Annotated in this window: 18 protein-coding genes and 1 pseudogene; 7 read left to right on the top strand and 12 right to left on the bottom strand. The window is 72.0% G+C overall.

What is annotated here, in order from left to right:
* Nucleotides 1-6: 6 nt before the first annotated feature.
* Both DEJ49_RS06865 and DEJ49_RS06860 read right to left on the bottom strand, forming a co-directional pair.
* Nucleotides 7-1014 carry a lytic polysaccharide monooxygenase gene (locus DEJ49_RS06865; protein ID WP_150183294.1) on the bottom strand — a complete coding sequence of 336 codons (1008 nt, stop codon included), beginning with the start codon at nt 1012-1014 and terminating at the stop codon, nt 7-9.
* A 126-nt stretch (nt 1015-1140) separates the two neighbouring features.
* Entirely contained in the window at nt 1141-1848 is a 708-nt protein-coding gene (locus DEJ49_RS06860) for a response regulator (protein ID WP_150183293.1), read from the bottom strand.
* A 143-nt stretch (nt 1849-1991) separates the two neighbouring features.
* On the opposite strand from DEJ49_RS06860, the gene DEJ49_RS06855 reads away from it, so the two are divergent.
* The 4 genes from DEJ49_RS06855 to DEJ49_RS06840 are packed head-to-tail and all read left to right on the top strand — an operon-like array spanning nt 1992 to nt 5497.
* The gene (locus tag DEJ49_RS06855) at nt 1992-2975 is read left to right on the top strand and encodes a Bug family tripartite tricarboxylate transporter substrate binding protein (protein ID WP_150188081.1); all 984 of its coding nucleotides are present in this window, start codon (nt 1992-1994) and stop codon (nt 2973-2975) included.
* Nucleotides 2972-3520 (top strand): tripartite tricarboxylate transporter TctB family protein, encoded by a 549-nt coding sequence (locus DEJ49_RS06850; RefSeq protein ID WP_223832750.1) that lies wholly within the window; start codon nt 2972-2974, stop codon nt 3518-3520. The genes DEJ49_RS06855 and DEJ49_RS06850 overlap by 4 nt, the downstream gene beginning before the upstream one ends.
* 1 nt (nt 3521) lies before the next feature.
* A complete protein-coding gene (locus DEJ49_RS06845) occupies nt 3522-5027 on the top strand; it encodes a tripartite tricarboxylate transporter permease (protein ID WP_150183291.1) in 1506 nt (501 codons plus the stop codon).
* Nucleotides 5024-5497, top strand: coding sequence for a GNAT family N-acetyltransferase (locus tag DEJ49_RS06840; protein WP_150183290.1), 474 nt, complete (start codon nt 5024-5026; stop codon nt 5495-5497). The genes DEJ49_RS06845 and DEJ49_RS06840 overlap by 4 nt, the downstream gene beginning before the upstream one ends.
* Before the next feature lie 39 nt (nt 5498-5536).
* On the opposite strand, the gene DEJ49_RS35885 is transcribed toward DEJ49_RS06840, so the two are convergent.
* Nucleotides 5537-5677 (bottom strand): hypothetical protein, encoded by a 141-nt coding sequence (locus DEJ49_RS35885; RefSeq protein ID WP_190329284.1) that lies wholly within the window; start codon nt 5675-5677, stop codon nt 5537-5539.
* A 122-nt stretch (nt 5678-5799) separates the two neighbouring features.
* Here DEJ49_RS35885 and DEJ49_RS06835 point away from each other — a divergent pair.
* Nucleotides 5800-7305 (top strand): annotated as a pseudogene (locus DEJ49_RS06835) (trifunctional class I SAM-dependent methyltransferase/NUDIX hydrolase/VOC family protein).
* Between the two features lie 32 nt (nt 7306-7337).
* Here DEJ49_RS06835 and DEJ49_RS06825 read toward each other — a convergent pair.
* The gene (locus DEJ49_RS06825; RefSeq protein WP_150183286.1) at nt 7338-7823 is read right to left on the bottom strand and encodes a DUF402 domain-containing protein; all 486 of its coding nucleotides are present in this window, start codon (nt 7821-7823) and stop codon (nt 7338-7340) included.
* On the bottom strand, nt 7804-8742 hold the full coding sequence (locus tag DEJ49_RS06820; RefSeq protein ID WP_150183284.1) for a GNAT family N-acetyltransferase: 939 nt from the start codon (nt 8740-8742) through the stop codon (nt 7804-7806). Before DEJ49_RS06820 ends, DEJ49_RS06825 begins: the two co-directional genes overlap by 20 nt.
* 97 nt (nt 8743-8839) lie before the next feature.
* Between DEJ49_RS06820 and DEJ49_RS06815 the strand changes: the two genes are divergently transcribed.
* The gene (locus DEJ49_RS06815) at nt 8840-9220 is read left to right on the top strand and encodes a GntR family transcriptional regulator (protein ID WP_190329283.1); all 381 of its coding nucleotides are present in this window, start codon (nt 8840-8842) and stop codon (nt 9218-9220) included.
* Between the two features lie 22 nt (nt 9221-9242).
* Here the strand turns inward: DEJ49_RS06815 and DEJ49_RS06810 are convergent, their stop codons facing one another.
* Entirely contained in the window at nt 9243-10337 is a 1095-nt protein-coding gene (locus DEJ49_RS06810) for a DUF5925 domain-containing protein (protein WP_150183280.1), read from the bottom strand.
* A 106-nt stretch (nt 10338-10443) separates the two neighbouring features.
* On the opposite strand from DEJ49_RS06810, the gene DEJ49_RS06805 reads away from it, so the two are divergent.
* Nucleotides 10444-11865 carry a GH39 family glycosyl hydrolase gene (locus DEJ49_RS06805; protein WP_150183278.1) on the top strand — a complete coding sequence of 474 codons (1422 nt, stop codon included), beginning with the start codon at nt 10444-10446 and terminating at the stop codon, nt 11863-11865.
* Between the two features lie 41 nt (nt 11866-11906).
* Here DEJ49_RS06805 and DEJ49_RS06800 read toward each other — a convergent pair whose 3' ends face one another.
* The 6 genes from DEJ49_RS06800 to DEJ49_RS06775 all read right to left on the bottom strand — a co-directional run bounded on the left by DEJ49_RS06800 (nt 11907) and on the right by DEJ49_RS06775 (nt 20317).
* The gene (locus DEJ49_RS06800) at nt 11907-15725 is read right to left on the bottom strand and encodes a lipopolysaccharide biosynthesis protein (RefSeq protein ID WP_411757141.1); all 3819 of its coding nucleotides are present in this window, start codon (nt 15723-15725) and stop codon (nt 11907-11909) included.
* Nucleotides 15718-16521, bottom strand: coding sequence for a polysaccharide deacetylase family protein (locus DEJ49_RS06795; protein WP_190329282.1), 804 nt, complete (start codon nt 16519-16521; stop codon nt 15718-15720). The genes DEJ49_RS06800 and DEJ49_RS06795 overlap by 8 nt, the downstream gene beginning before the upstream one ends.
* Nucleotides 16518-17558, bottom strand: a complete 1041-nt coding sequence (locus tag DEJ49_RS06790) for a glycosyltransferase family 2 protein (RefSeq protein WP_150183276.1) — start codon at nt 17556-17558, stop codon at nt 16518-16520. Before DEJ49_RS06790 ends, DEJ49_RS06795 begins: the two co-directional genes overlap by 4 nt.
* The gene (locus DEJ49_RS06785; RefSeq protein ID WP_150183274.1) at nt 17555-18388 is read right to left on the bottom strand and encodes a glycosyltransferase family 2 protein; all 834 of its coding nucleotides are present in this window, start codon (nt 18386-18388) and stop codon (nt 17555-17557) included. The genes DEJ49_RS06790 and DEJ49_RS06785 overlap by 4 nt, the downstream gene beginning before the upstream one ends.
* Nucleotides 18389-18750: 362 nt before the next feature.
* The gene (locus DEJ49_RS06780; protein ID WP_150183273.1) at nt 18751-19872 is read right to left on the bottom strand and encodes a GNAT family N-acetyltransferase; all 1122 of its coding nucleotides are present in this window, start codon (nt 19870-19872) and stop codon (nt 18751-18753) included.
* Between the two features lies 1 nt (nt 19873).
* Nucleotides 19874-20317, bottom strand: coding sequence for a hypothetical protein (locus tag DEJ49_RS06775; RefSeq protein WP_223832749.1), 444 nt, complete (start codon nt 20315-20317; stop codon nt 19874-19876).
* Nucleotides 20318-20456: the final 139 nt, after the last annotated feature.

Genomic DNA, 20456 nt, shown 5'->3' with positions numbered 1-20456 from the left:
AGGCTCTCAGCGGCCGTGGCGTCCGGAGGCCCGGCGGCGGGTCGTCGCGAACATCGCCGCGGCACCGACCGCCAGAATCGCGGCGCCGCCCATGGCGATGTACGGCGTGGTGCTGTCGCCGCCGGTCTCGGCGAGGTTGCCGTCCGCCGTGGTGACCGGCTTCTCGGCGCCGCCGTTCACCTCCGGCCGGTTGTCGCCGGTGGCCTCGTCCGCGGCGGGGGCGGCGGGCGCGGCGCCGGTGGCCTCGGCGCCCGTCCTGGCGTCGGCGTCCCCGTGGCCGTGGTGCTCGACGGAGGACTTGTCGGCGCCGGCCTCGATGTCCTGGTCGGTGGGCGCGGAGGCGGCGGGGGCCGGAGCGGAGCCGCCCGAACCCCCGTCGTCCTTCCCGAAGACGACGTCGGAGCAGGTGTAGAACGCCTCGGGGGAATCGGAGCGCTGCCAGATCGAGTAGATCAGGTGCCGGCCCTCACGGGCGGGGATCTTGCCGTCGAAGACGTAGTCGCCGTTCTCCATCTTCGGGTCGGTGACCTTGACGAAGGGCTTCTCCTCCAGGTCCGACCACTTCAGGGGCTTCGACGGGTCGTACGACTCCTTCGTGACGAACAGCTCGAAGGAGCCCTTGTGCGGGGCGGTGCCCTTGTAGCGGAACGTGTGGTTGCCCGCGGACAGCTTGCTGGAGGGCCAGTCGCCGCGCGGCAGGTCGAGCCCCTTGTACTTGTCGTTCCCGGCGCTGCACAGCTTCCCGTCCGGGATGATCTCCTTCGACTTCCCGGCGGCGTTGGCGATGTTCACGCCGTTCCAGTCGTAGAAGGCCTGCGCGCCACTGGCCGCGACGGCTGCCTTGCAGGCGGCCGACCTGGGCGACTCCGGCCCCTCCTGGAAACAGGCGGAGACCCGGCTGACCGGGTCCGTCATCGAGCCGTGCGCGGCGGCGGGCGCGACCGAGAGGGCGGTCAGAGCGAGCGGCGCGACACCGACGGCGGCGAGGCGTGCGACCTTGCGGCGTGCAGACATGGGGGTTCTCCTCAAACGGCGGTTCAGGGCGACCTGAAAACTAGCCCCTGAAATCCGCGAAACCCCCTGCTGAGGGCGGGGGATGGAGATCCTTATGGTGCGGTTAAGGAAGCCTTCGGACTCCGCTCAGGTCGTGCCCGAATTGCCCTCACCCAGCCACCGGTACCGCCGCTCGGGCCGCCCCGTCCCCCCGTACCGAAGCGTCACCTCTGCCCGGCGCGTGGACGCGAAGAATTCCAGGTAGCGGCGGGCGCTCACGCGGGAGAGGGAGCCCGCCTCCGCGCACTCCGACGCCGAGAGGCCGGACGGATGGTTGCGGAGGGTCTGTTCCACCAGGTCCGCCGTGTGGGGCGCCAGGCCCTTGGGGAGTTCCCGGGAACCCGGCGGGCGGGTGCCGAAGATCTGGTCGACGTCCTCCTGGCGGGCCTCCGCCAGGCCGTCCAGGCGGGCCCGCAGCGCGGCGACGTGGCGCAACTGCTCCTGCAGCGCCGCCTGGTTGAACGGCTTGATCAGGTAGTGCAGCGCACCCGCCCGCAGCGCCGCCCGCACCACCTCCGCGTCCCGCGCCGCCGTGATGAACAGGGCGTCCACCGGCTCGCGCCCCGGCTCCCGCTCCTCCGCCGCCCGCAGCTCGCGCAGGACCGCGATGCCATCCATGTCGGGCAGATAGACGTCGAGGAGTACGAGGTCGGGGCGGACGTCCGCGGCGAGGCGCACCGCCTCCGCGCCGGTGTGCGCGACCCCGACCACCGTGAAGCCGGGCACCGTCGCGACGTAGCGACTGTGCAGCTTGGCGACCATGAAGTCGTCGTCCACGACCAGCACCCTCGTCATCGCCGCAGGCTATGGGCGCGACCACAACGACCACAACGTCCGTTGATTCCGGAAGAGCGACAGGTTGTTAACACCCGGGCAACATGTGGGCCACCTCAGAGCTTGTCCCACACCCGACTACACGCCGACAGGTGGTGGCACACGTGCGCCTGCGCACCCCTCTCGCCCTGTCCGGGGCCGCGCTCCTCGTGCTCGTGGCGCCGCCGCTGCTCACCACGGGCAGCGGCGCCGACACCGGCACGCAGATCCCCGGCCTGCGCTTCATGGTCCCCAACACGCCCGGCGGCGGCTACGACATCACCGCGCGCACCGCCGCGAAGAACGCCGAGGACGCCGGACTCACCCACAACATCGAGGTGTTCAACCTGCCCGGCGCGGGTGGCACCGTCGGCCTGACCCGGCTCGTCGGCGAGCACGGCAACGGCAAGCTCGCCATGTCCATGGGGCTCGGCGTCGTCGGCGCCGCCCGCTCCAACGACTCGCCGAAGACCCTCGCCGACACGACCCCCATCGCCCGGCTCACCGAGGAGCAGGACGTCGTCGTGGTCGCCAAGAACTCCCCGTACAAGACCATCAAGCAGCTCGTCGACGCCTGGAAGGAGGATCCGGGGAAGGTGCCCGTAGGTGGGGGGTCCTCGCCCGGTGGGCCCGACCACCTCGCACCGATGCTCATGGCCCGCGCCGCCGGCATCGACCCGAAAAAGGTCAACTACGTCCCCTTCGACGGGGGTGGTGAACTTCTCGCCTCCATCCTCGGGAGCAAGGTCGCCTTCGGGGTCTCGGGGGTCGGTGAGTACCTGGACCAGATCAAGTCGGGGGAGCTCCGGCTGCTCGCCGTCACCGGGCCCGCGCGGGTCAAGGGCCTGGACGGCCCCACCCTCAAGGAGTCCGGCTACGACGTGGACTTCACCAACTGGCGCGGCATCGTCGCCCCGCCGGGCCTCAGCGACGCCGAGCGCAAGAAGCTCACCGGGCTCGTCAGGAAACTGCACGCCTCCAAGGAGTGGCGGGAGTCCCTGAAGAAGAACGGATGGGACGACGCCTTCCTGACCGGCGACGACTTCGGCGACTTCCTGAAAGCCCAGGACCAGCGCGTCGTCTCCGTACTGAAGGAGCTGGGACTGTGACCACGACCGAAGTTCCCGACCGCCCCGACAGCCCCGACGCGCCGCGCGGCCGCCGCGCCTGGCTGCGCGAACACTCCGAACTCGGCGTGTGCGTCCTGCTCCTCGCGCTCGGCACCCTCGTCCTCACCGACGCCCTCACCATGGACGTCGAGATCGCCCAGCGCGGCCCCATCGGCCCGAAGACCGTGCCGATCGTGGTCGGGGCCGGGCTGCTCGTCGTCGCGCTGCTGCTCGCCGTCGACGTGCTGCGCGGCGGGCGCGGCGAGGCCGAGGGCGGCGAGGACGTCGACCTGTCCGAACCCGCCGACTGGCGCACCGTACTGCTGCTCGCCGGTGTCTTCCTCGCCGCCGCCGTCCTCATCGAACCGGCCGGCTTCCCCATCGCCGGGGCGCTGCTCTTCTGGGGCGCGGCCTACGCCCTCGGCAGCCGCCACCTCGACCGCGACCCGCTCATCGCCGCCGGGCTGTCCGTCGTCACGTACGAAGTCTTCAACAACCTGCTCGGCGTGCCCCTGCCGGGCGGCCCCCTGATGGGAGTGCTGTGACATGGACGCCTTCACCTCCCTCATGGACGGCTTCGGCACGGCCCTGACCCCCATCAACCTCCTGTGGGCCGCCGTCGGCGTGCTCCTCGGCACCGCGATCGGCGTGCTTCCCGGCATCGGGCCCGCCATGGCCGTCGCCCTGCTGCTCCCCGTGACGTACGGACTCGAACCGACCGGCGCCTTCATCATGTTCGCCGGCATCTACTACGGCGCGATGTTCGGCGGCTCGACGACCTCCATCCTGCTCAATACGCCCGGCGAGAGCGCCGCCGTCGTCGCCGCCATGGAAGGCCACCCGATGGCCAAGGCGGGGCGTGGGGCGCAGGCCCTCGCGGCCGCCGCCATCGGGCACTTCGCCGGCGGCATGATCGGCACGCTGCTCCTGGTCGCGCTCGCCCCCACCGTCGCCGACCTCGCCGTCGACATCGGCGCGCCCGACTACTTCGCCATCATGGTGCTCGCGTTCATCGCCGTCACCTCCGTGCTGGGCTCGTCCCGCATCCGCGGCCTCGCCTCGCTCCTCATCGGCCTGACCATCGGCCTGGTCGGCCTCGACCAGATGACGGGCCAGCAGCGGCTCACCTTCGGCTCGCTCCAACTCGCCGACGGCATCGACGTCGTCATCGTCGCGGTGGGCCTCTTCGCCATCGGTGAGGCCCTGTGGGTCGCCGCCCACCTGCGCCGCACCAGCGGACAGGCGATCCCCGTCGGGCGCCCCTGGCTCGGCGGGGACGACGTGAAGCGCACCTGGAAGTCCTGGCTGCGCGGCCCCCTCATCGGCTTCCCGTTCGGCGCGATCCCGGCGGGCGGCGCGGAGATCCCGACGTTCCTGTCGTACGTGACGGAGAAGCGGCTGTCGAAGCACAAGGACGAGTGGGGCAAGGGCGCCATCGAGGGCGTCGCGGGCCCGGAGTCGGCGGCCTCCGCGTCGGCGGCGGGCACCCTCGTCTCCATGCTCACGCTCGGCCTGCCCACGACCGCCGTCGCCGCCGTGATGCTCGCCGCGTTCCAGCAGTACGGCATCCAGCCGGGCCCGCTCCTCTTCGAACGCGAGGCGGACCTCGTCTGGGGCCTCATCGCCTCCCTGTTCGTCGGCATGATGCTCCTGCTGGCCCTCAACCTGCCGCTCGCCCCGGTCTGGGCGAAGCTCCTGCGCATCCCGCGCCCCTACCTCTACGCGGGCATCCTCTTCTTCGCGGCCGTCGGCGCCTACGCGGTCGGCGGCGAGGCGCTCGACCTCGTCGTCCTCCTCGTCATCGGCCTCATCGGCTTCGGCATGCGGCGCTACGGACTGCCGGTGCTGCCCGCCGTCATCGGCGTCATCCTCGGCCCGAACGCCGAGCAACAGCTGCGCCGCGCCCTGCAGATCAGCGACGGAGACGCCGGCGGCCTCCTCACGCCGTTCTCCGTCACGGTCTATGGCCTCATCGTCCTGATCGTGGCCTGGCCCTTGTTGAAGAAGGCGGTGGTGCGGGCGCGACGCCGTGCCGTAGACGTAGAGGCATGACCACCACCGAGGGCCCCACGGACATCCGCCTCGCCACCGCCGCCGACGTGCCCGCCGTGCGGGCGGTCACCGACGCGGCCTACCACCACTACATCGAACGCATCGGGCTCGTCCCCCGCCCGATGGAGGCCGACCACGCGGCCGATGTGGCGGCGGGTTTCGTGTACGTCACCGGGGACCCCGTGGTGGGGCTCCTGGTGCTCGTCCCGCGCCCCTACGAAGGACGCCTCCTCCTGGAATCGATCGCGGTCCACCCCGATGCCGCGGGGCAGGGGGTGGGCCGCCGTCTGCTCTCCTTCGTCGAAGCCCACGCGCGCGAGCTGGGCCTTCCCGAGATCCGGCTCTACACCAACGCGCTCATGTGGGAGAACCAGAAGATCTACGAACGGTACGGGTACGAGGTCGTCGAGCGACGCGTGGACGGCCCGTACGACCGCGTCCACTACCGCAAGCGCCTCCGGGACCGCTGACCGGCGCGGCCGCGACGACCGGGCGGCACCCGCGGCATCTCAGCCGTCCGGCCACCACGTCCGCTGGACGTCCTTGCGGACCTCGGGCCTCTCCTGCGGCCGGGACTCCGCCTCCTGACGCTCCCGCACCTGACGGCTGACGGTCTTGGCGGCGGGTTTGTGCGTGGTCACTCGGCGCATCGCGGCCTCCCTGCCTTCTGCTTCCTGACTTACCGATGTCCATCCAAGGCCTGTCGTAGACCTCTTGGCGCCCGCTTTCTGATCGAGGGCCGAATGTCAGTGGCAGCTGCGACCATCGGGGCATGACGAGCAACGAGGTGCCGGGGCCCATCGATTGGGATGCCGCGGCGGCCACCTTCGACGACGAACCGGACCACGGTCTGCGCGACGACACGGTGCGCGCGGCCTGGGCGGACCGGCTGCGGGACTGGCTGCCGGACACCCCCGGCGACGTCCTCGACCTGGGCTGCGGCACCGGCAGCCTCGCCCTGCTCGCCGCCGAGGAGGGGCACCGGATCACGGGCGTCGACCTGTCGCCGGACATGGTGGACCTCGCCCGCGAGAAGCTGGCGGGCCGGGACGCCGAGGTGCTGGTCGGCGACGCGGACCGGCCGCCCGTCCAGGGACGGCGGTTCGACGTCGTGCTGGCCCGCCACGTCCTGTGGACCTTCCCGGACCCCGAGGCGACCCTGCGGCACTGGCGCGGCCTGCTGCGGCCCGGCGGGCGACTGATCCTCGTCGAGGGCGTGTGGGGGACCGTGAGCCCGTCCGGGCTTCCCCTGTCCCGCCTGGTCGAAGCCCTCACCCCGCTCGTCGCCCGGATCCACTCCGAGCGGCTCTCGGGGGACGCCCGGCTGTGGGGCAGACGCGTCGACGACGAGCGGTACGCGCTGGTGGGCGTGGTGCCGGACGCCCCGGCCCGGCACACCGAGGTCGTCGACGTCCACCTGATCCTGCGCCGCGGCGCCGACGTGCTGCTCGCCCGCCGCGCCGGTACGGGGTACGGGGACGGCCTCCTGCACCTGCCCTCCGGCCATGTGGAGGACGGCGAGGACGTCCGCGCGGCCATGATCCGGGAGGCGCGCGAGGAGATCGGGCTCGACCTCGACCCCGCCGACCTGCGCATGGAGGCGGTCGTCCAGCACCGCGGCCCCGGCGGGGCGCCGCGCACCGGCTGGTTCTTCTCGGCGGAGCACGGCGCGGGCGGCGAACCGGTGAACGCCGAGCCGGACAAGTGCGCCGAGCTCGTCTGGCATCCCCTGTCCGCGCTGCCGCACGACATGGTGGCGTACTGCAGGGCGGGCCTGGCCGCCTGGCGCGCGGGCGAGCGGTTCCTCGTGCACTGGCAGTCCGACGGAGAAGCCGTGGGCTATGAGGGCGGACGCACCACGGCGCCGGAATCCCTTGCCCCCGTGACGCGGACGGGCGGGATCCACCACGTGGAGCTGTGAGTGCCCGATCTGACGGCGGCCGAAGGTCCGTGGGGGTGGCTGCTCGGCGCGCTGGGCCATGTGCCGTTCCAGAGCTGGGGCCACGGCAGGAGCTGGCGGCGCGACGAGACGTACGTCGTCCTCGAACGCTCCCCGGACCTGCGGCCCGGCGGCCACGACCGGCACCGCCCCGGCCTCAACCACCTGGCGTTCCACGTGTCGGGCCGGGCCGAGCTCGACCGGCTCGTGACCGCCGCACCCGACCACGGCTGGTCCCTCCTCTTCGCGGACCGCCACCCGCACGCGGGCGGCGAGGGCCGGTACGCGGCGTACCTGGAGGACGCGTGGGGGTATGAGGTGGAGCTGGTCGCCGAATAGCCCACACCCTGGCTCGGGCCGGGCGGGCCGTCTCAGCTCAGGTCGAACCCGTCGCCCAGCGCCAGTGCCTCCAGCTCGTCCAGGGCGCGGACCGCCGCGGCTGCCGCCTCCGGGTCCGTGGCGGCCAGGCCGCTCTCCGCGAACTCGTCCTCGTCCAGGCGCAGTACCGAGTCGCGGTCGGCCGAGACCCACAGGTCCAGGTCCAGGTCCTCGACCGTGAGGACGGCGCCGTCGCGGACGGCGGGGCGGGTCACGTCGCAGTACCAGCCCTTGAGGGTGCCGTCCGCGGCGTACACCTCCTTGATCGCGTACCAGCGGTCGCGCCAGTAGTGCTCCACGAAGACGTCGCCCGGCTCGAAGCGCACGAAGCCGAAGTCGCGGACCCCGGGAGCCGCCCACGGTGCCCGGACGGTCAGGTGGTTGCCGTCGTCGCGCAGCAGCGCCGCGGGGTAACGGATCTTCGTACGGCCCGCCTTGACGAGCGCGACCTCCACGCCGTCAGCCGAGGGTGCGGACATGGCGGACCTCCGTCGCGCAGATCTCGTAACCGAACCACTTGTTGATCGCCAGCATCGGCTCGTTCCCCGCGTCGTTGCCCGTGAACGCCTCCGTGCAGCCCGCCGCGCGGGCCCGGTGCAGAGAGTCGTTCTTGGCGAGCTTGGCCAGGCCGCGGCCGCGGTGGGCACGCGCGGTGCCGGTCATGTTGGACGCGTAGCGCCCCGCGCCGTCCGTGCGGGCCAGGCTGAACGCGGCCGGACGCCCGTCGACGAGGGCCACCGTGGTGAGCTCCTGGCTGATCAACGGGTGGCGCCAGGTCTCGGCGAGCCAGTGCTCGTAGTCCGTGAACTCGGCGCCCACATCGCTCGGTTCGTCCGCCACCGTCTCCGCGTCCAGCGCGAAGAGCGGGCGCGCGTCGTCCGCGAACACCGAGCCCGGCACCAGCTCGACCCCGGCCGGAGGCTCGCTGCGGAGCGGCAGCGTGCCCTGCGCCAGGTCGAGGCGGAGGAAGTGCGCGCTGCGCCGCGACCGGTAGCCATGGCGGGCGGCGAAGGCGAGGTTGGCGGGCCCGTCGAGGACCCATGAGTAGACGTCCCGCACGCCCGCGTCGGCGAGATACTCCTCCGCCGTGCGCAGGAGCAGCGTCCCCGCGCCCAGGCCGAGCCGCTCGGGATGTACGTAGATGTTGGCGAAGCCCTGGCCCGGCTCGGGGCTGTCGTGGGCGACGCCGACCTGCGCCGTGCCGATGACCTCGCCCCCGGACTCCGCGATCAACTGCCGGTAACCGGCGTCCGGATGGGCGTGGGCGCGGTCGAAGGCGACCGACGCGGGCGTCGCGAGCATGGCGGGCACACAGGCCCGGCGCACGGCGGCGAAACCCGCGTCGTCCGCGGCGGTGGTCGGCCCGTCGTCGTCGAGGGCTCGGACGATCACTGTCATGCGCGGCACGGTACGGGCGGGCGGCGCTGTGTCGCTCCTCATTTTTCGCGGGGTGCTCCACCCCTCGTTTTCCGCCGCCGTGCGGGACAATCACCCCGTGACGCTGAAGATCGACATCGATGGGGGCGCGAGCGACGCGCCGTACGAGCAGGTGCGCGCCCGGATCGCCGAACAGGCCAGGTCCGGAGCGCTGCCCGCCGGCTACAAGCTGCCCACCGTGCGCGGGCTCGCCGAATCCCTCGGACTCGCCCCGAACACGGTGGCCAAGGCCTACCGGGCGCTGGAGGCCGACGGGGTCATCGAGACCCGGGGGCGCAACGGAACGTTCGTCGCGGCGGCGGGGGACGCGGCCGCACGGGCCGCGTCGGCCGAGGCGCAGGCATACGCCGAGCGGGCCCGCAGGATCGGCCTCACGGAGGACGCCGCACTCGCGGCGGTGCGGGACGCGCTGCGCGCGGCGTACGGGAACTCCGGGTAGAGACCGTAGAGCCCACGCGCGTCTACAGGTACAGCCCCGCGTCCGCTCCCTCCCGCTGCCCCGGCACCGACGTCGGCGACGTCCCCCTGCGCAGGGCGAACAGCTCCGCGAGGGTCGCCCCCTCGCGGGGCACACCCTCCTCCGTGCCGAGCCACTCCACCGCCTCGGGGCGGGTCAGCGGTCCCACCTCGACGCGGGCCAGGCAGCGGCCGGGGCGGACCACCGCGGGGTGCAGGCGCTCCAGGTCCTCGTTGGTCGTGACGCCCACCAGAACGTTCCTGCCCTGGCCGAGCAGGCCGTCCGTCAGGTTGAGCAGCCGCGACAGGGCCTGGCCCGCCGTGTGCTTGGCCTCGCCACGGATCAGTTCGTCGCAGTCCTCCAGGAGCAGCAGCCGCCAGCGGCCCTTCGCCGTCCCGTCGTCCTCGCCGATCGCGATGTCCATGAGGTAGCCGACGTCGCTGAACAGGCGCTCCGGGTCAAGCACGCAGTCCACCTGGCACCAGTCGCGCCACGAGCGCGCGAGCGTCCGCAGCGCCGACGTCTTGCCGGTGCCCGGCGGCCCGTGGAGCAGCAGCAGACGCCCCGAGATGTCCTCGGGGGTCGTCTTCATCAGCGTGTCCATGGCGTCGGCGACCGGCGCCGTGTAGTTGGCCCGCACCTCGTCCCACGTGCCGGCCGAGATCTGGCGGGTGGTGCGGTGCGGGCCGCGCCGCGGCGAGACGTACCAGAAGCCCATCGTCACGTTCTCCGGCTGGGGTTCCGGCTCGTCCTGCGCGCCGTCCGTGGCCTGCCCGAGGACCGTCTCGGCGAGTTCGGCCGTGGTCGCCGTCACCGTGACGTCCGCGCCGCGGTTCCAGCGCGAGACCAGCAGCGTCCAGCCGTCGCCCTCGGCGAGCGTGGCGCTGCGGTCGTCGTCGCGGGCGGCGCGCAGCACCTTCGCGCCGGGCGGCAGCAGCGTGGAACCGGACTTGACGCGGTCGATGTTGGCGCTGTGCGAGAAGGGCTGCTCGCCGGTGGCGAAGCGGCCGAGGAAGAGGGCGTCCACGACATCCGTGGGGGAGTCGCTGTCGTCGACGGTGAGCCGGATCGGCAGGGCGTCCTGCGGGTTCGCGGGCATGCCGACATGATCCGGCACGTGTGCGCCGTTGTGCACCCGTTTTCCGCCGTGCGCCCGCGTCCGGAACCTGTTCCGCCGCCGACCGGCCCCGCTAGCCTGGCCGACGATGGGACGACATGAGTGGAATTCGACCGCACGGCGGTGGCGTCTCACCGCTCTCCTCGGCGTCGGTCTGACCGCACTGGCCCTGGTGATCACGCTGGTCAACACGGTGCCCGGCGACCGGGGCAGCACCGCGGGCACCACCCCGGACGGGGACAAGGTGCACGGCACGCCCGTCGTCCCGCCCGGCGCGGCCGAGCCGCAGGTGGGCTGGGGCTTCACCCACACCCAGTACAGCGCGGACGAGGGCGGCGACAAGGCCGTCGAGCGCGTCCGCACCGAGCTCGCGGACCTCGGGTCCGTCCCGCAGATCCAGCACATCATGGGCTGGGGCGCGGGCAACCCCGAGCCGGTGAAGGGGCGTTACGACTTCTCGGCCATGGACCGCCGGATGGATTTCGTCCGGGCGAGCGAGGGCACCCCCGTCGTCACGCTGTGCTGCGCGCCCGACTGGATGAAGGGCGGCGAGCCCGGCGCCGACAACACGGACTGGAGCCGGCGCTCCCTTGAGACCGCCCCCGAGCGCGCGCACTACAAGGACTTCGCGAAGCTCGCCGCGACCGTCGCGAAGCGCTACCCCGACGTGCGGCACTTCGTCGTCTGGAACGAGTTCAAGGGCTTCTGGAACGACGAGCGGGGCCGCTGGGACTACGAGGGGTACACCGAGCTCTACAACCTCGTCTACCGAGAGCTCAAGAAGGTCGACGAGGACATCATGGTCGGCGGCCCCTACCTGGTGATGAACAGCGTCGACCCGCGCCAGACCCACGGCGTCGCCAAGGAGCCGAAGGGCCCCTGGGGCCGCATGGACCAGCGGATCCTCGACGCCTTCGACCACTGGAACAAGAACAAGGCGGGCGCCGACTTCGTCGTCGTCGACGGCTCCAGCTACACCGCGGACGACGAACTGCTCCCCGACGAGTTCGGGGCCACCCAGAAGTTCACGGACGTCGGCAAGTGGCTGCGGGAGCGGACCGGCGACCTGCCGCTGTGGTGGGCCGAGTACTACGTGGAGCCGGGCGACAGCCAGGACAACCGCGACGACTGGTCCGAGGCGCACCGCGTCGCCGTCCAGGCGACCGGTCTGATGGCGATGGTCCGCGGCGGCGCCACGAGCGGCTTCTACTGGAACCCGCAGAAACGCGGCAAGAAATGCGCGGGCTGCCTCTGGACCTCGACCGAGCTGCCCGACGGAGGGACCGGGCTGCCGATGCTCGGGCTCATCGGGCGGTTCGGCGAGGAGTTCGGGCCCGGCACGACGTACGAGAAGGTGTCCGTCGCCGCCGCCGACCGGCCGCACGTCCGCGTCCTCGCCGACGACAAGGCCGTCCTCGTGGTCAACACCCTCGACCGGCGGACCAGCGCGAAGGTCGACGGACGGCGCCTCGACCTGGCGGGGTACGAGGTGAAGTGGCTGAAGAGGTAACCCTCTTACGCCACCGTCACGAATTATGCCGTCGTCATGGATCACGCCATCGTCACGAACCGCTGGATCAGCGAGGCGAGCAGCACCGCGAGCAGCGGCAGCGAGAACCAGAAGCTGCCCTGCAGCCACCGCTGCTGCCGCACGCTCGGCGCCGCCGCGACCCGCACCAGCTCGCGCGCCCCGAGCAGCAGGATGAGCGCCACCGCGGCGAGCCCGCCCACGACCGACCACGGCGTCCACGTCACCTTGGGCCCCGCGGGACCGGGGTCGGGCTGCGCGGCCCCGCCGTCCGGCCGCTCGCTCAGGGTGTAGAGGGTCGCGTCGGCGTTGGAGTAGACCTTCCTGAGGTCCTCGCGGTCGTTCAGGTTGCGGAGCAGCCGCGGTTCCCAGGACTTCGCGTAGCCGGCGTCCAGTTGCAGATAGGTCGTCTGGCTCCGGTTGACCATCAGATACGAGTTGGGGCCCGCGTCCTTGAGCGCCTTCACCAGGCCCGACACCAGGACCGGGTCGGCGGGCGCGAGCGTGGGGACGTACTCCATCCTCTCCATGTCGCGGGCGCCCCACGGCATCGACGGGGTGACGTTCTCGACCGGGTCGTCGCTCATCCACAGCAGCCGAGCCGTCGGGTGGTCGTGCGCGTACACGTACTCCATCGCCGCGACCTCGCCGGGCCGGATGCGCTCGAAGGGCTCGTTGCCCCAGCGGGCCACCAGGAATCCGCCCATCAGGACGAGCCCGGCCAGCAGCGCGGCCAGCGGCGCGAGGCTCACCCGGTCGCGGTCGCGCTCGTCCGGGGTGATGCCCGCGCGCGGGAACAGCGCGAGTCCGGCGAGCAGGGCGGCGCCCGGCAGCGCGAACATGAAGACGCGCAGGGCCATCTCGCCGCCGTACGACTGCATGCCGAAGCCCAGGAACGGCACGAAGGTCAGGACGAGCAGCGAGCGCTCGCTGTACTTGCAGAAGTGCCGCCGCCACCAGCCCCAGCACGCGAACGCCAGCACGGCGCCCGCCATCGCCACCCGCACGTACAGCACCAGCTGATGGGTCGAACTGCCGCCCTCGATGCGCCCGGAGACCGATGACGACACATTGCCGCCGACGCCGCCGACCCCGCCGAACAGCTCGTCGAAATGGCCCGACCAGTACGGTTCGGCGAGGAAGCCGAGCCAGACGGCGACGAGCACGCCGAACAGGATCGGCAGCCCGCGCAGCTCGGACCGGCCGACCAGGACGAGGACGGTGAGGACGCCGAGCATCACGAAGGGCGTGAGCTGGTGGGCGGGGACCGTCGCGGCGAAGAGGCCCATGAGGACCAGGAGCAGCACGGCGCGCTCCTTGCGGCCCGCCGGCTCGACCTCGGTCTCGCCGGGCCGCCGCTTGGCCCACAGCATGCGCGGCGCACGGAACCACACCATCAGGACGGCGACGAAGGCGATGTAGAGCAGGAAGGTGAAGCCCTGCGGCGAGAAGTAGTCCTGCCCCACCCAGCCGCTCAGGACGAAGATCCACAGGCCCGTCCACTTGGCGCGCCAGGACGCCCGCATGGAGCGCACGAGCAGGAACATCGGCGCCAGGTAGAGGAGTTGGACGGCCGTCGGCCACCAGCGGATCACCTCGGTCAGGTCCGAGACGCCGCACGCCTTCGCGACGAAGGCGGCCGCGGCGAAGAACCCGGGCCAGCTCCAGCGCGCGTCCAGGTCGGGCACGGCGGTGCCGGTCCTGTCGATGTACTCCAGGAACCCCAGGTGCTGCCAGGCCGTGGCGAACCGCGGTTCGGTCTCGATGACGGCGGGCAGCGCGTGCAAGGACACCACGGTCGCGAGCAGGGTGACCAGGAGGAGGCTCTTGACCGGCCGGTCCATCCAGAGCAGCGCGGTGAACACGACGACGAGGAGGGCGGCGCCGATCAGTGTCGGCGTGGGCAGCACGGAGATGAGCCCGAGCCCGCCCATGCCGTCCAGGTCCTGCTCGCCGAGGCGGAGGGTCGGCAGCCAATAGAGGACGAGCGCGGCGGTGAGGAGCATCGCCATGATGAGGACGTTGTGGCGGGGGGTGGGCTGGTCCTCGGGTTCGGCGGGCGCCTCGGGCTCGGCGGGTGCCTCGGGCGCCTCCGGCGCCTTGGGCCGGACGGGTTCCGCAGGCTCCACGGGCTCGGCGAGCTCCACCGGCTCCACGGCCTCGACCGGCTCGACCGGCTCCACGGGCTCCGCGGTCTCGGGTCCGGCAGGGGATCTCAGTGCCCAGGTCGGCCGGTGCTCCATGTCGTCCCCCTCGCTCCGCGCCGCGGGCCCCGTGCGGGCAGATGTGTCAGCGGCAGGCGTGCCAGGACCCGGCCGCACGTCCGGCCGCCGCTCCTGGTGGTCGAAGTCGAGCTGCACGGCGAGCTGGAGGGTCGGCGAGTCGAGCGACTCGCGCACCCGCATCCGCACCGTGGGCGCGTCCGGCGTCCCCAGGTCGGCCAGGTCCCCGTCGGGTGCGGCGCGTTCCGCCTTCGCCGCGGGCGCGGCCCGCACCACGCGGTACAGCTTCGGCGCCGCGACGGCCACGATCACGGCGAGGCTGGAGATCTCCGCGATGCCCGCGCCGGTCAGCCCCATGCGCGGCAGCAGGAGCAGCGTGAGGCCGAGCACCAGGACGCACAGCAGGCCCTGCAGCCAGGCGATCCCGGAGGTCCTGCTCTGCGCGCGCTGCACCGCGAAGTACGTCTCCATGACGACGCGCAGCAGCGCGCCCACCGCGAACCAGCGCAGCAGGGGAGTGGCCGCGTCCGCGTACCCCTGGCCGAACATGCGCAGGATCAGCGGCGCCGCGAGGAAGAGGATCCCGCAGACCGGCAGCATGATCGTCGCCATGCGGCGCAGCGCCGCGCGGGTGTTGGCGGCGAGCAGCGCCGGATCGTGCGCGCCCTCCACGGTCAGGGAGGCGCCCATGTTGATGGCGAGGAGGTTGACGGTGCCGCCGATGGTGGTGGTGATGTAGAAGTACGCGTTGTCGACCGAGCTGACCTGCGAGGCGACGATGACCGGGACGAGGTAGACCACGGCGAGCGAGAAGAGCGAGCCGGTGTAGTCGCCGGCCAGGAAGCGGCCGATCTCGCGCAGCGTCGGCGGACGCGCCTTCCCGTCCGTGGCCTTCACGTGGCGCGGCACCAGCCGCCGGAAGACCAGCCAGCCGAGCGGGATCACCGACACGAGGATCGAGGCGACCCAGGAGACGAAGACCCCGGCGGTGGGGATCGCCGCGGCGATCGCGATGAGCAGGCCCAGCTTGGCGACGGAGAAGACGGTGTTGCCGACGGGCACCCAGAGCGCGCTGCGCAACCCGGTCAGGACACCGTCCTGCAGCGTCAGGACCGACCAGGCCACGACGGCGAGGATGAACCCGATGCCGTGGACGGGCCCGTCCAGGAAGCGGTACGAGGGCCCCCACAGGTCGAGCGTGAGGAGGAAGACGGCGGCGGCGAGCGCCACCGCCACGGAACTGCCCGCGTACGTCCGGAAGATGAGCCTGCCCGTGGCGCGCCCGGCGATGGGGATGAACCGTGCGAGGGCGCCCGTCAGCGTCACGGCGGTGAGCCCCGCGAGGAGCTTCATGGCCGCGATCGCCGCCGATCCCTGGCCGACCGCCGACTCCGAGTAGTAGCGGGCGGCCGCGAGCCAGAAGCCGACGCCGAGCACGCCGGAGATGCCGGTGTTGAGCATCAGCGCGTACGCGTTGCGGAACAGCGGGCTGTTGCCGCCGCCGCGGCCGGGCAGGCGCATTCCGCGGCGCCCGCCGGACGTACCGGCCGGCGTCCGCTTCCCGGAGTCCCCGGAACCGGGTCCGGAGACGCCGGTATGGGCCGTGGTCGTGTCAGACACGGGAACCGATTGCCTTCCGGCGGATCTGTCGGGCTCTGCGGACCAGGGCGTACCCCTTGGTCAGGGCGCGGTCCTTGGCGAAGGCGCGGCCGAGCGCGCGTCCTGTCACCAGACGCTCGAACTCGTCGGCCCCGGTGGCGCGACGCACGGTGACGCGCCGCAGGGCGTACGGCCCCTGGGCGCGGCGGGCCAGGCCGTTGCCGACGGCGAGCGCCTGCCGGAACCCCGTCTCGCGGACCCGCTCACGGACCCGCCGGCTGGAGTAGCCGTAGGGGTACGCGAACGAAACGGGTCGTGTGCCCAGCTGGTCGGCGACGATGTCGCGGCAGCGCCGCAGTTCGTACCGGAGCGCGCCCTCGTCCAGCTGGTCGAGCTCGGGGTGCGTGTGGCTGTGCCCGCCGATCTCCGCGCCGTCGGCGGCGAGTTCGCGGACCTGGTCCCAGTCGAGCATGCGGTCGAGGCCGCCGCCGGTGTCGTACTCGCCGCGCAGCCAGCCGGTGGAGACGAACAGGGTCGACGCGAAACCGTGCTTGGCGAGGACGGGCAGCGCGTACCGGTGCACGCCCTCGTAGCCGTCGTCGAAGGTGATCAGGACGGGCCGCTCGGGCAGCGCCTTCCCCGGCGACCGCCAGACGGCGGCCAGCTGGGCGGTCGTGAGCGGGGTGAACCCCTGCTCGCCGAGCACCTCCATCTGGCGCGCGAACGCGTCGGGCGACACCGAAAGCGCGTGGGTCGCCGCGCTCGGCACGCGCGCCACGGAGTGGTACATCAGGATCGGCACGGTCTCCGTGCTCATGCGGCAGCCCCCTCGCCACCCGTGCTCCGCACGCCCCCGGCACGCCCGTCGGTGTCGCCGACCGGCGCTGCCGAGAACGCCGCGCCTCCCCTGCGCGCGCGGACGCTCCCGAGTACGTACCCTCCCGTCGCGGCGAGCACTCCCGCCACGATGGCCCCCGCCCGGCCCGCACCGCCGGGCCGCCCGAGCAGGGCGTCGCGCAGGCCGCGGCCGACGCCGGAGGGCAGCACGCGCGTGGTGTAACGGCGCTCGGACTCGAGGCCCTTCGCCGCGCCGACGCTGCGGGCGACGAGCGCCTTGGAGAGGCCTTCCGCGTACGTCCTCGTACGGAAGTAGCCGAACCGTTCCCGGGCGGCGGGCACCCGGTGGTGGATCACCGAGCGGTCGTCGATGAGCAGGACCGCGTCCGGGACGGCATGGGTGAGGCGGATGCAGAACTCCGTCTCCTCGCAGCCCAGCGGACGCTTGTCGCCGTCCCGTCCGATGCCCGTGGCGAAGCCGCCCGCCGCGTCGAACGCGGCGCGCCGGAACGAGGCGTTGCCGCCGAGGACGTTGCGCACCCGCACCCGGCCGCGGGGGAGCCCCTTGTACGTACAGCCGACGACCCAGTCGAACTCCTCGGGGAACCAGGCGGGCCGCCCGCCGGACTCCCAGGCGGGCAGGGTGCGGCCGCCGACGGCGAGGACCCGCGGGTCGTCGAACCCCTCGGCGAAGTACCGCAGCCAGTCCCGTTCGGCGACGGCGTCGTCGTCGAGGAAGGCGATGAGGTCGCCGCGGGCCGCGGCGATCCCGGTGTTGCGTCCCGCCGAGAGGCCGCGCGGGCCCGCGTTGGCGAGTACCCGCACGCCCGCGGTGGCCGCGTACTCCGTGGTGAGCCGTGCCAGGAGCGTGGGGTTGTGGTCGACCACGAGGAGCGTCTCGCGGGCCGTCAGCGACTGCGCGCGGACGGAGGAGACCGCCGCGAGGATGTCCTCCCAGCGGTCCTCCGTGTACACGCAGATGACGACGGAGAACCCGGCGCCGGTCTCCGTGCTCAAGACGTTTCTCCCCGCCCCGACGGGAGGGGCAGGGCGCGGGCGGCCTTGCGCCGCCCGCCGCGTCTGTCGCGGTTGGAGCGCTCCGAGAGGATCACCTTCAGTACGCGGATGCCGTCACGGACGGCCCTGAGGTTGCTGGCGCCGTGGATCCGCAGGTACTCGTGGCTCGGTATCTCCTGGACCTTCAGCCCCGCCTTGACGACCCGGATGTTCATCAGGGTCTCGACCTCGAAGCCGGTGCAGTCGAGCTCGATCTTGTCGAGGCAGTGCCGCCAGAAGGCGTTGTAGCCGTAGCACAGGTCGGTGTAGCGGGCCCCGAACTTGGTGTTCACGACGGAGCACAGGACGTGGTTGCCGAGCTTGCGGATCGGCGTCATGTCGTCCGTGCCGCCGCCGTTGGCGAAGCGGGAGCCCTTGGCGAAGTCGGCGCCCGAGACGAGGGCGGAGACGTAGGAGACGATCTCCTGGCCGTCGGCCGAGCCGTCCGCGTCGACCATCACGATGATGTCGCCCGTGCACGCGGCGAAGCCGGTGATGAGCGCGTCGCCCTTGCCCTTGCCGAGCTGGCGGACGACCTTGACGTCCGGCCACAGGTCGCGGGCCACGGCCACCGTGTCGTCGGTGGAGTTGCCGTCCACGAGGACGACCTCATGGATCCAGTCGGGCAGCGTCTTGAAGACGTACGGAAGATTCTCCGCTTCGTTCATGGCGGGTATGACCACACTGACCGGCGGCGTGATCGCCAAATGCGTCGAGATCGGACGGTAGTTTCCCGAGATCTCTTTCAACGGGTCTTGTCCGGCATCTGCCGGGCGCACAAACGAACTCATGAGTCCGGTGGTCCCTCTCGTCCGGTGGACCGCCCGCCCCCGGGCGGTCCGGCAATTGATCCGGTTCGAAAGGGGGGTTCACACCTGAGCATGCCGAAATGGATCTCCGTGCATGCCGAGTGAGCTGGCATTGCGCGGGACGTGACTCGGCCGAAGAGCGGTCACCGAGCACGGCACCCCCCTACCGCGCCCCGCTCGGGTGCCACCGCGATCCTGAGCCCTCCCCCGGATCGCATTGCGTGATGGACCGTTGCGGGTGGATGTACGACGGTATTGATGATTGAGACTGTATGGCAAGACCTGGAACGTGGTCCCACGTTTCACATGATTTGAGTAATCTGTGCGATCACATTCGGACTGCCTTATTCCTGGCCCCTAGATCGAAATTCCCCGCCGCTAGATCGAATTCTCCCCAGCCGCTTGAGCAGTTTGTCGGCCGGTTCGAAGAATTCCGGTCGTGATTGCACAGTGTTCCGCACCGCCCTGACCGGTGCGCGCCGCGCGAGGTGTCCGAACGCCACCGGGTGCCGGAGCGCCACCCATCCCTCGGAGACGGTGAGATCACGGGTCTTGAGGGAGTCCTTGTACGCCTTCTGGCCGCGCCCGAGATCGAGATACGCGATGCCGTCGGCCGCCGCGGCCTCGGCCATCCGCAGATGCAGGACCAGGCCGGGCGAGTACTTGGCGAACGCCGGGTCGTACGCGGGAAACCAGCAGGCGAGGATCCGTTCGGAGCGCAGCCCGAAGTGCGCGGCGACCGGCGCGTCCCCGGCGTAGAGGACCGAGAGGACTCCGGCGAACGAGTCGGAGCGGGTGTGGAAGAGCCGGCGCACCAGGTGGGCGATCCACGGATGGGCGAAGCGGTCGCTGCGGCCGGTCCTGCGGTACTGCGCGGACTTCCAGCCCATCAGCGTCGTCAGGACCGCGGGGTCGCGCTCGTCGTGCACATAGCGCACCGGACCGTGGTCGCGGCCGAGCCTGCGCTCCTTGGCCAGTGTGGTGCGAGTGAACTTCGGTGCGCACGTGCGAAGTTGGCTCAGATAGGCCGCATAGCCCCGGTCGACGTCCATGACGGGGGACGGGAAGGAGCCGGACGCGCTCGCCTCGAACGGTGCCTGCCCGCCCACCAGGTGGTCGAACTCCCACACCGAGAGGCCGCAGGCCCGCAGCAGGTCACGCGCGTCCCAGTCGAGACCCGGCCGGTGGACCAGGCCCTGGCAGTCCGAGACGCCGAGGCCGATGGCGCGGCCGACACCGGTGACGGAGCGCTGGAAGGGCAGGAACGCGGCCCGCTCGCCCTCCTCGCGCACGACGGCGATCCGCACGCCGCGCCGCTCGTGCCCGATCGCGAGTGCGAATTCGGGGGAGAGGAAGGGGTTGCCGAGCTCGGGCGCGCCGTCGAGGTGCGCCTTGGACTGCAGCGCGGTCCACGCCGCCCGGTCGGCCGCGGTGAGTTCACCGGCACGGTGCACGGTGATGTCCACGTCAGGAGGTCCGCCGCGTCGCCGTGCGGTGGCGCAGCCGCTGTCCCGCGGTCAGCAGGAGGATGAGCGAGCTGAGCGCCGCGACCGTGGCGACCCCGCCCCGCACCGACCACGCGTGCAGCGCCAGCATCGTCTGGGCGACGAGCAGGTCGAGGGCCATCGCCCCGGCGACGGAGACCACGGCCCGGCCCCACGGTGTGAGGGCGCCCAGCGCGGCGCCGATCGCGGCGCCCGGCGCGGCGAGCAGGAAGAAGAGGGTGAAGGGGGCGCGCAGCGGTGAGCTCAGGTCGACGAGCGCGAGCGCCGCGCCGACGCCGCCCACGGCGACGGCCGCCCCGGCGAGCAGCGGCAGCAGGTCCTTCGCCAGCTGTGGGTCCTTCGCCGAGCCCTGTCCGGTCTGTTGCCCCGTGTCTGCTGTCAGGGCCTTGATCCTGATGGTCTGCATTGGTGACTTTGCCCCCCGACGCACCGGATGCCGGGCCTCAATGTCGCGCAGTCCGCGGCGGCCCGTCAAGATGCGGAGGCTGTGTGCAGATGTTCCCTGCCACCCCCCTGCGCGGTAGATGAACTTCCCACGTGGGAAA

The organism is Streptomyces venezuelae (assembly GCF_008642335.1).
In the GTDB taxonomy this organism is placed as follows: Bacteria; Actinomycetota; Actinomycetes; order Streptomycetales; family Streptomycetaceae; genus Streptomyces; species Streptomyces venezuelae_F.
Note: the sequence above shows the minus strand (reverse complement) of the source record. Positions and strands in the feature narration are given on the sequence as shown.

Coding starts and splice junctions, on each gene's coding strand:
- DEJ49_RS06865 (WP_150183294.1), bottom strand. CDS start 1,014: ATGTCTGCACGCCGCAAGGTCGCACGCCTCGCCGCCGTCGGTGTCGCG.
- DEJ49_RS06860 (WP_150183293.1), bottom strand. CDS start 1,848: ATGACGAGGGTGCTGGTCGTGGACGACGACTTCATGGTCGCCAAGCTG.
- DEJ49_RS06845 (WP_150183291.1), top strand. CDS start 3,522: ATGGACGCCTTCACCTCCCTCATGGACGGCTTCGGCACGGCCCTGACC.
- DEJ49_RS06840 (WP_150183290.1), top strand. CDS start 5,024: ATGACCACCACCGAGGGCCCCACGGACATCCGCCTCGCCACCGCCGCC.
- DEJ49_RS35885 (WP_190329284.1), bottom strand. CDS start 5,677: ATGCGCCGAGTGACCACGCACAAACCCGCCGCCAAGACCGTCAGCCGT.
- DEJ49_RS06825 (WP_150183286.1), bottom strand. CDS start 7,823: ATGTCCGCACCCTCGGCTGACGGCGTGGAGGTCGCGCTCGTCAAGGCG.
- DEJ49_RS06820 (WP_150183284.1), bottom strand. CDS start 8,742: ATGACAGTGATCGTCCGAGCCCTCGACGACGACGGGCCGACCACCGCC.
- DEJ49_RS06810 (WP_150183280.1), bottom strand. CDS start 10,337: ATGCCCGCGAACCCGCAGGACGCCCTGCCGATCCGGCTCACCGTCGAC.
- DEJ49_RS06805 (WP_150183278.1), top strand. CDS start 10,444: ATGGGACGACATGAGTGGAATTCGACCGCACGGCGGTGGCGTCTCACC.
- DEJ49_RS06795 (WP_190329282.1), bottom strand. CDS start 16,521: ATGAGCACGGAGACCGTGCCGATCCTGATGTACCACTCCGTGGCGCGC.
- DEJ49_RS06785 (WP_150183274.1), bottom strand. CDS start 18,388: ATGAGTTCGTTTGTGCGCCCGGCAGATGCCGGACAAGACCCGTTGAAA.
- DEJ49_RS06775 (WP_223832749.1), bottom strand. CDS start 20,317: ATGCAGACCATCAGGATCAAGGCCCTGACAGCAGACACGGGGCAACAG.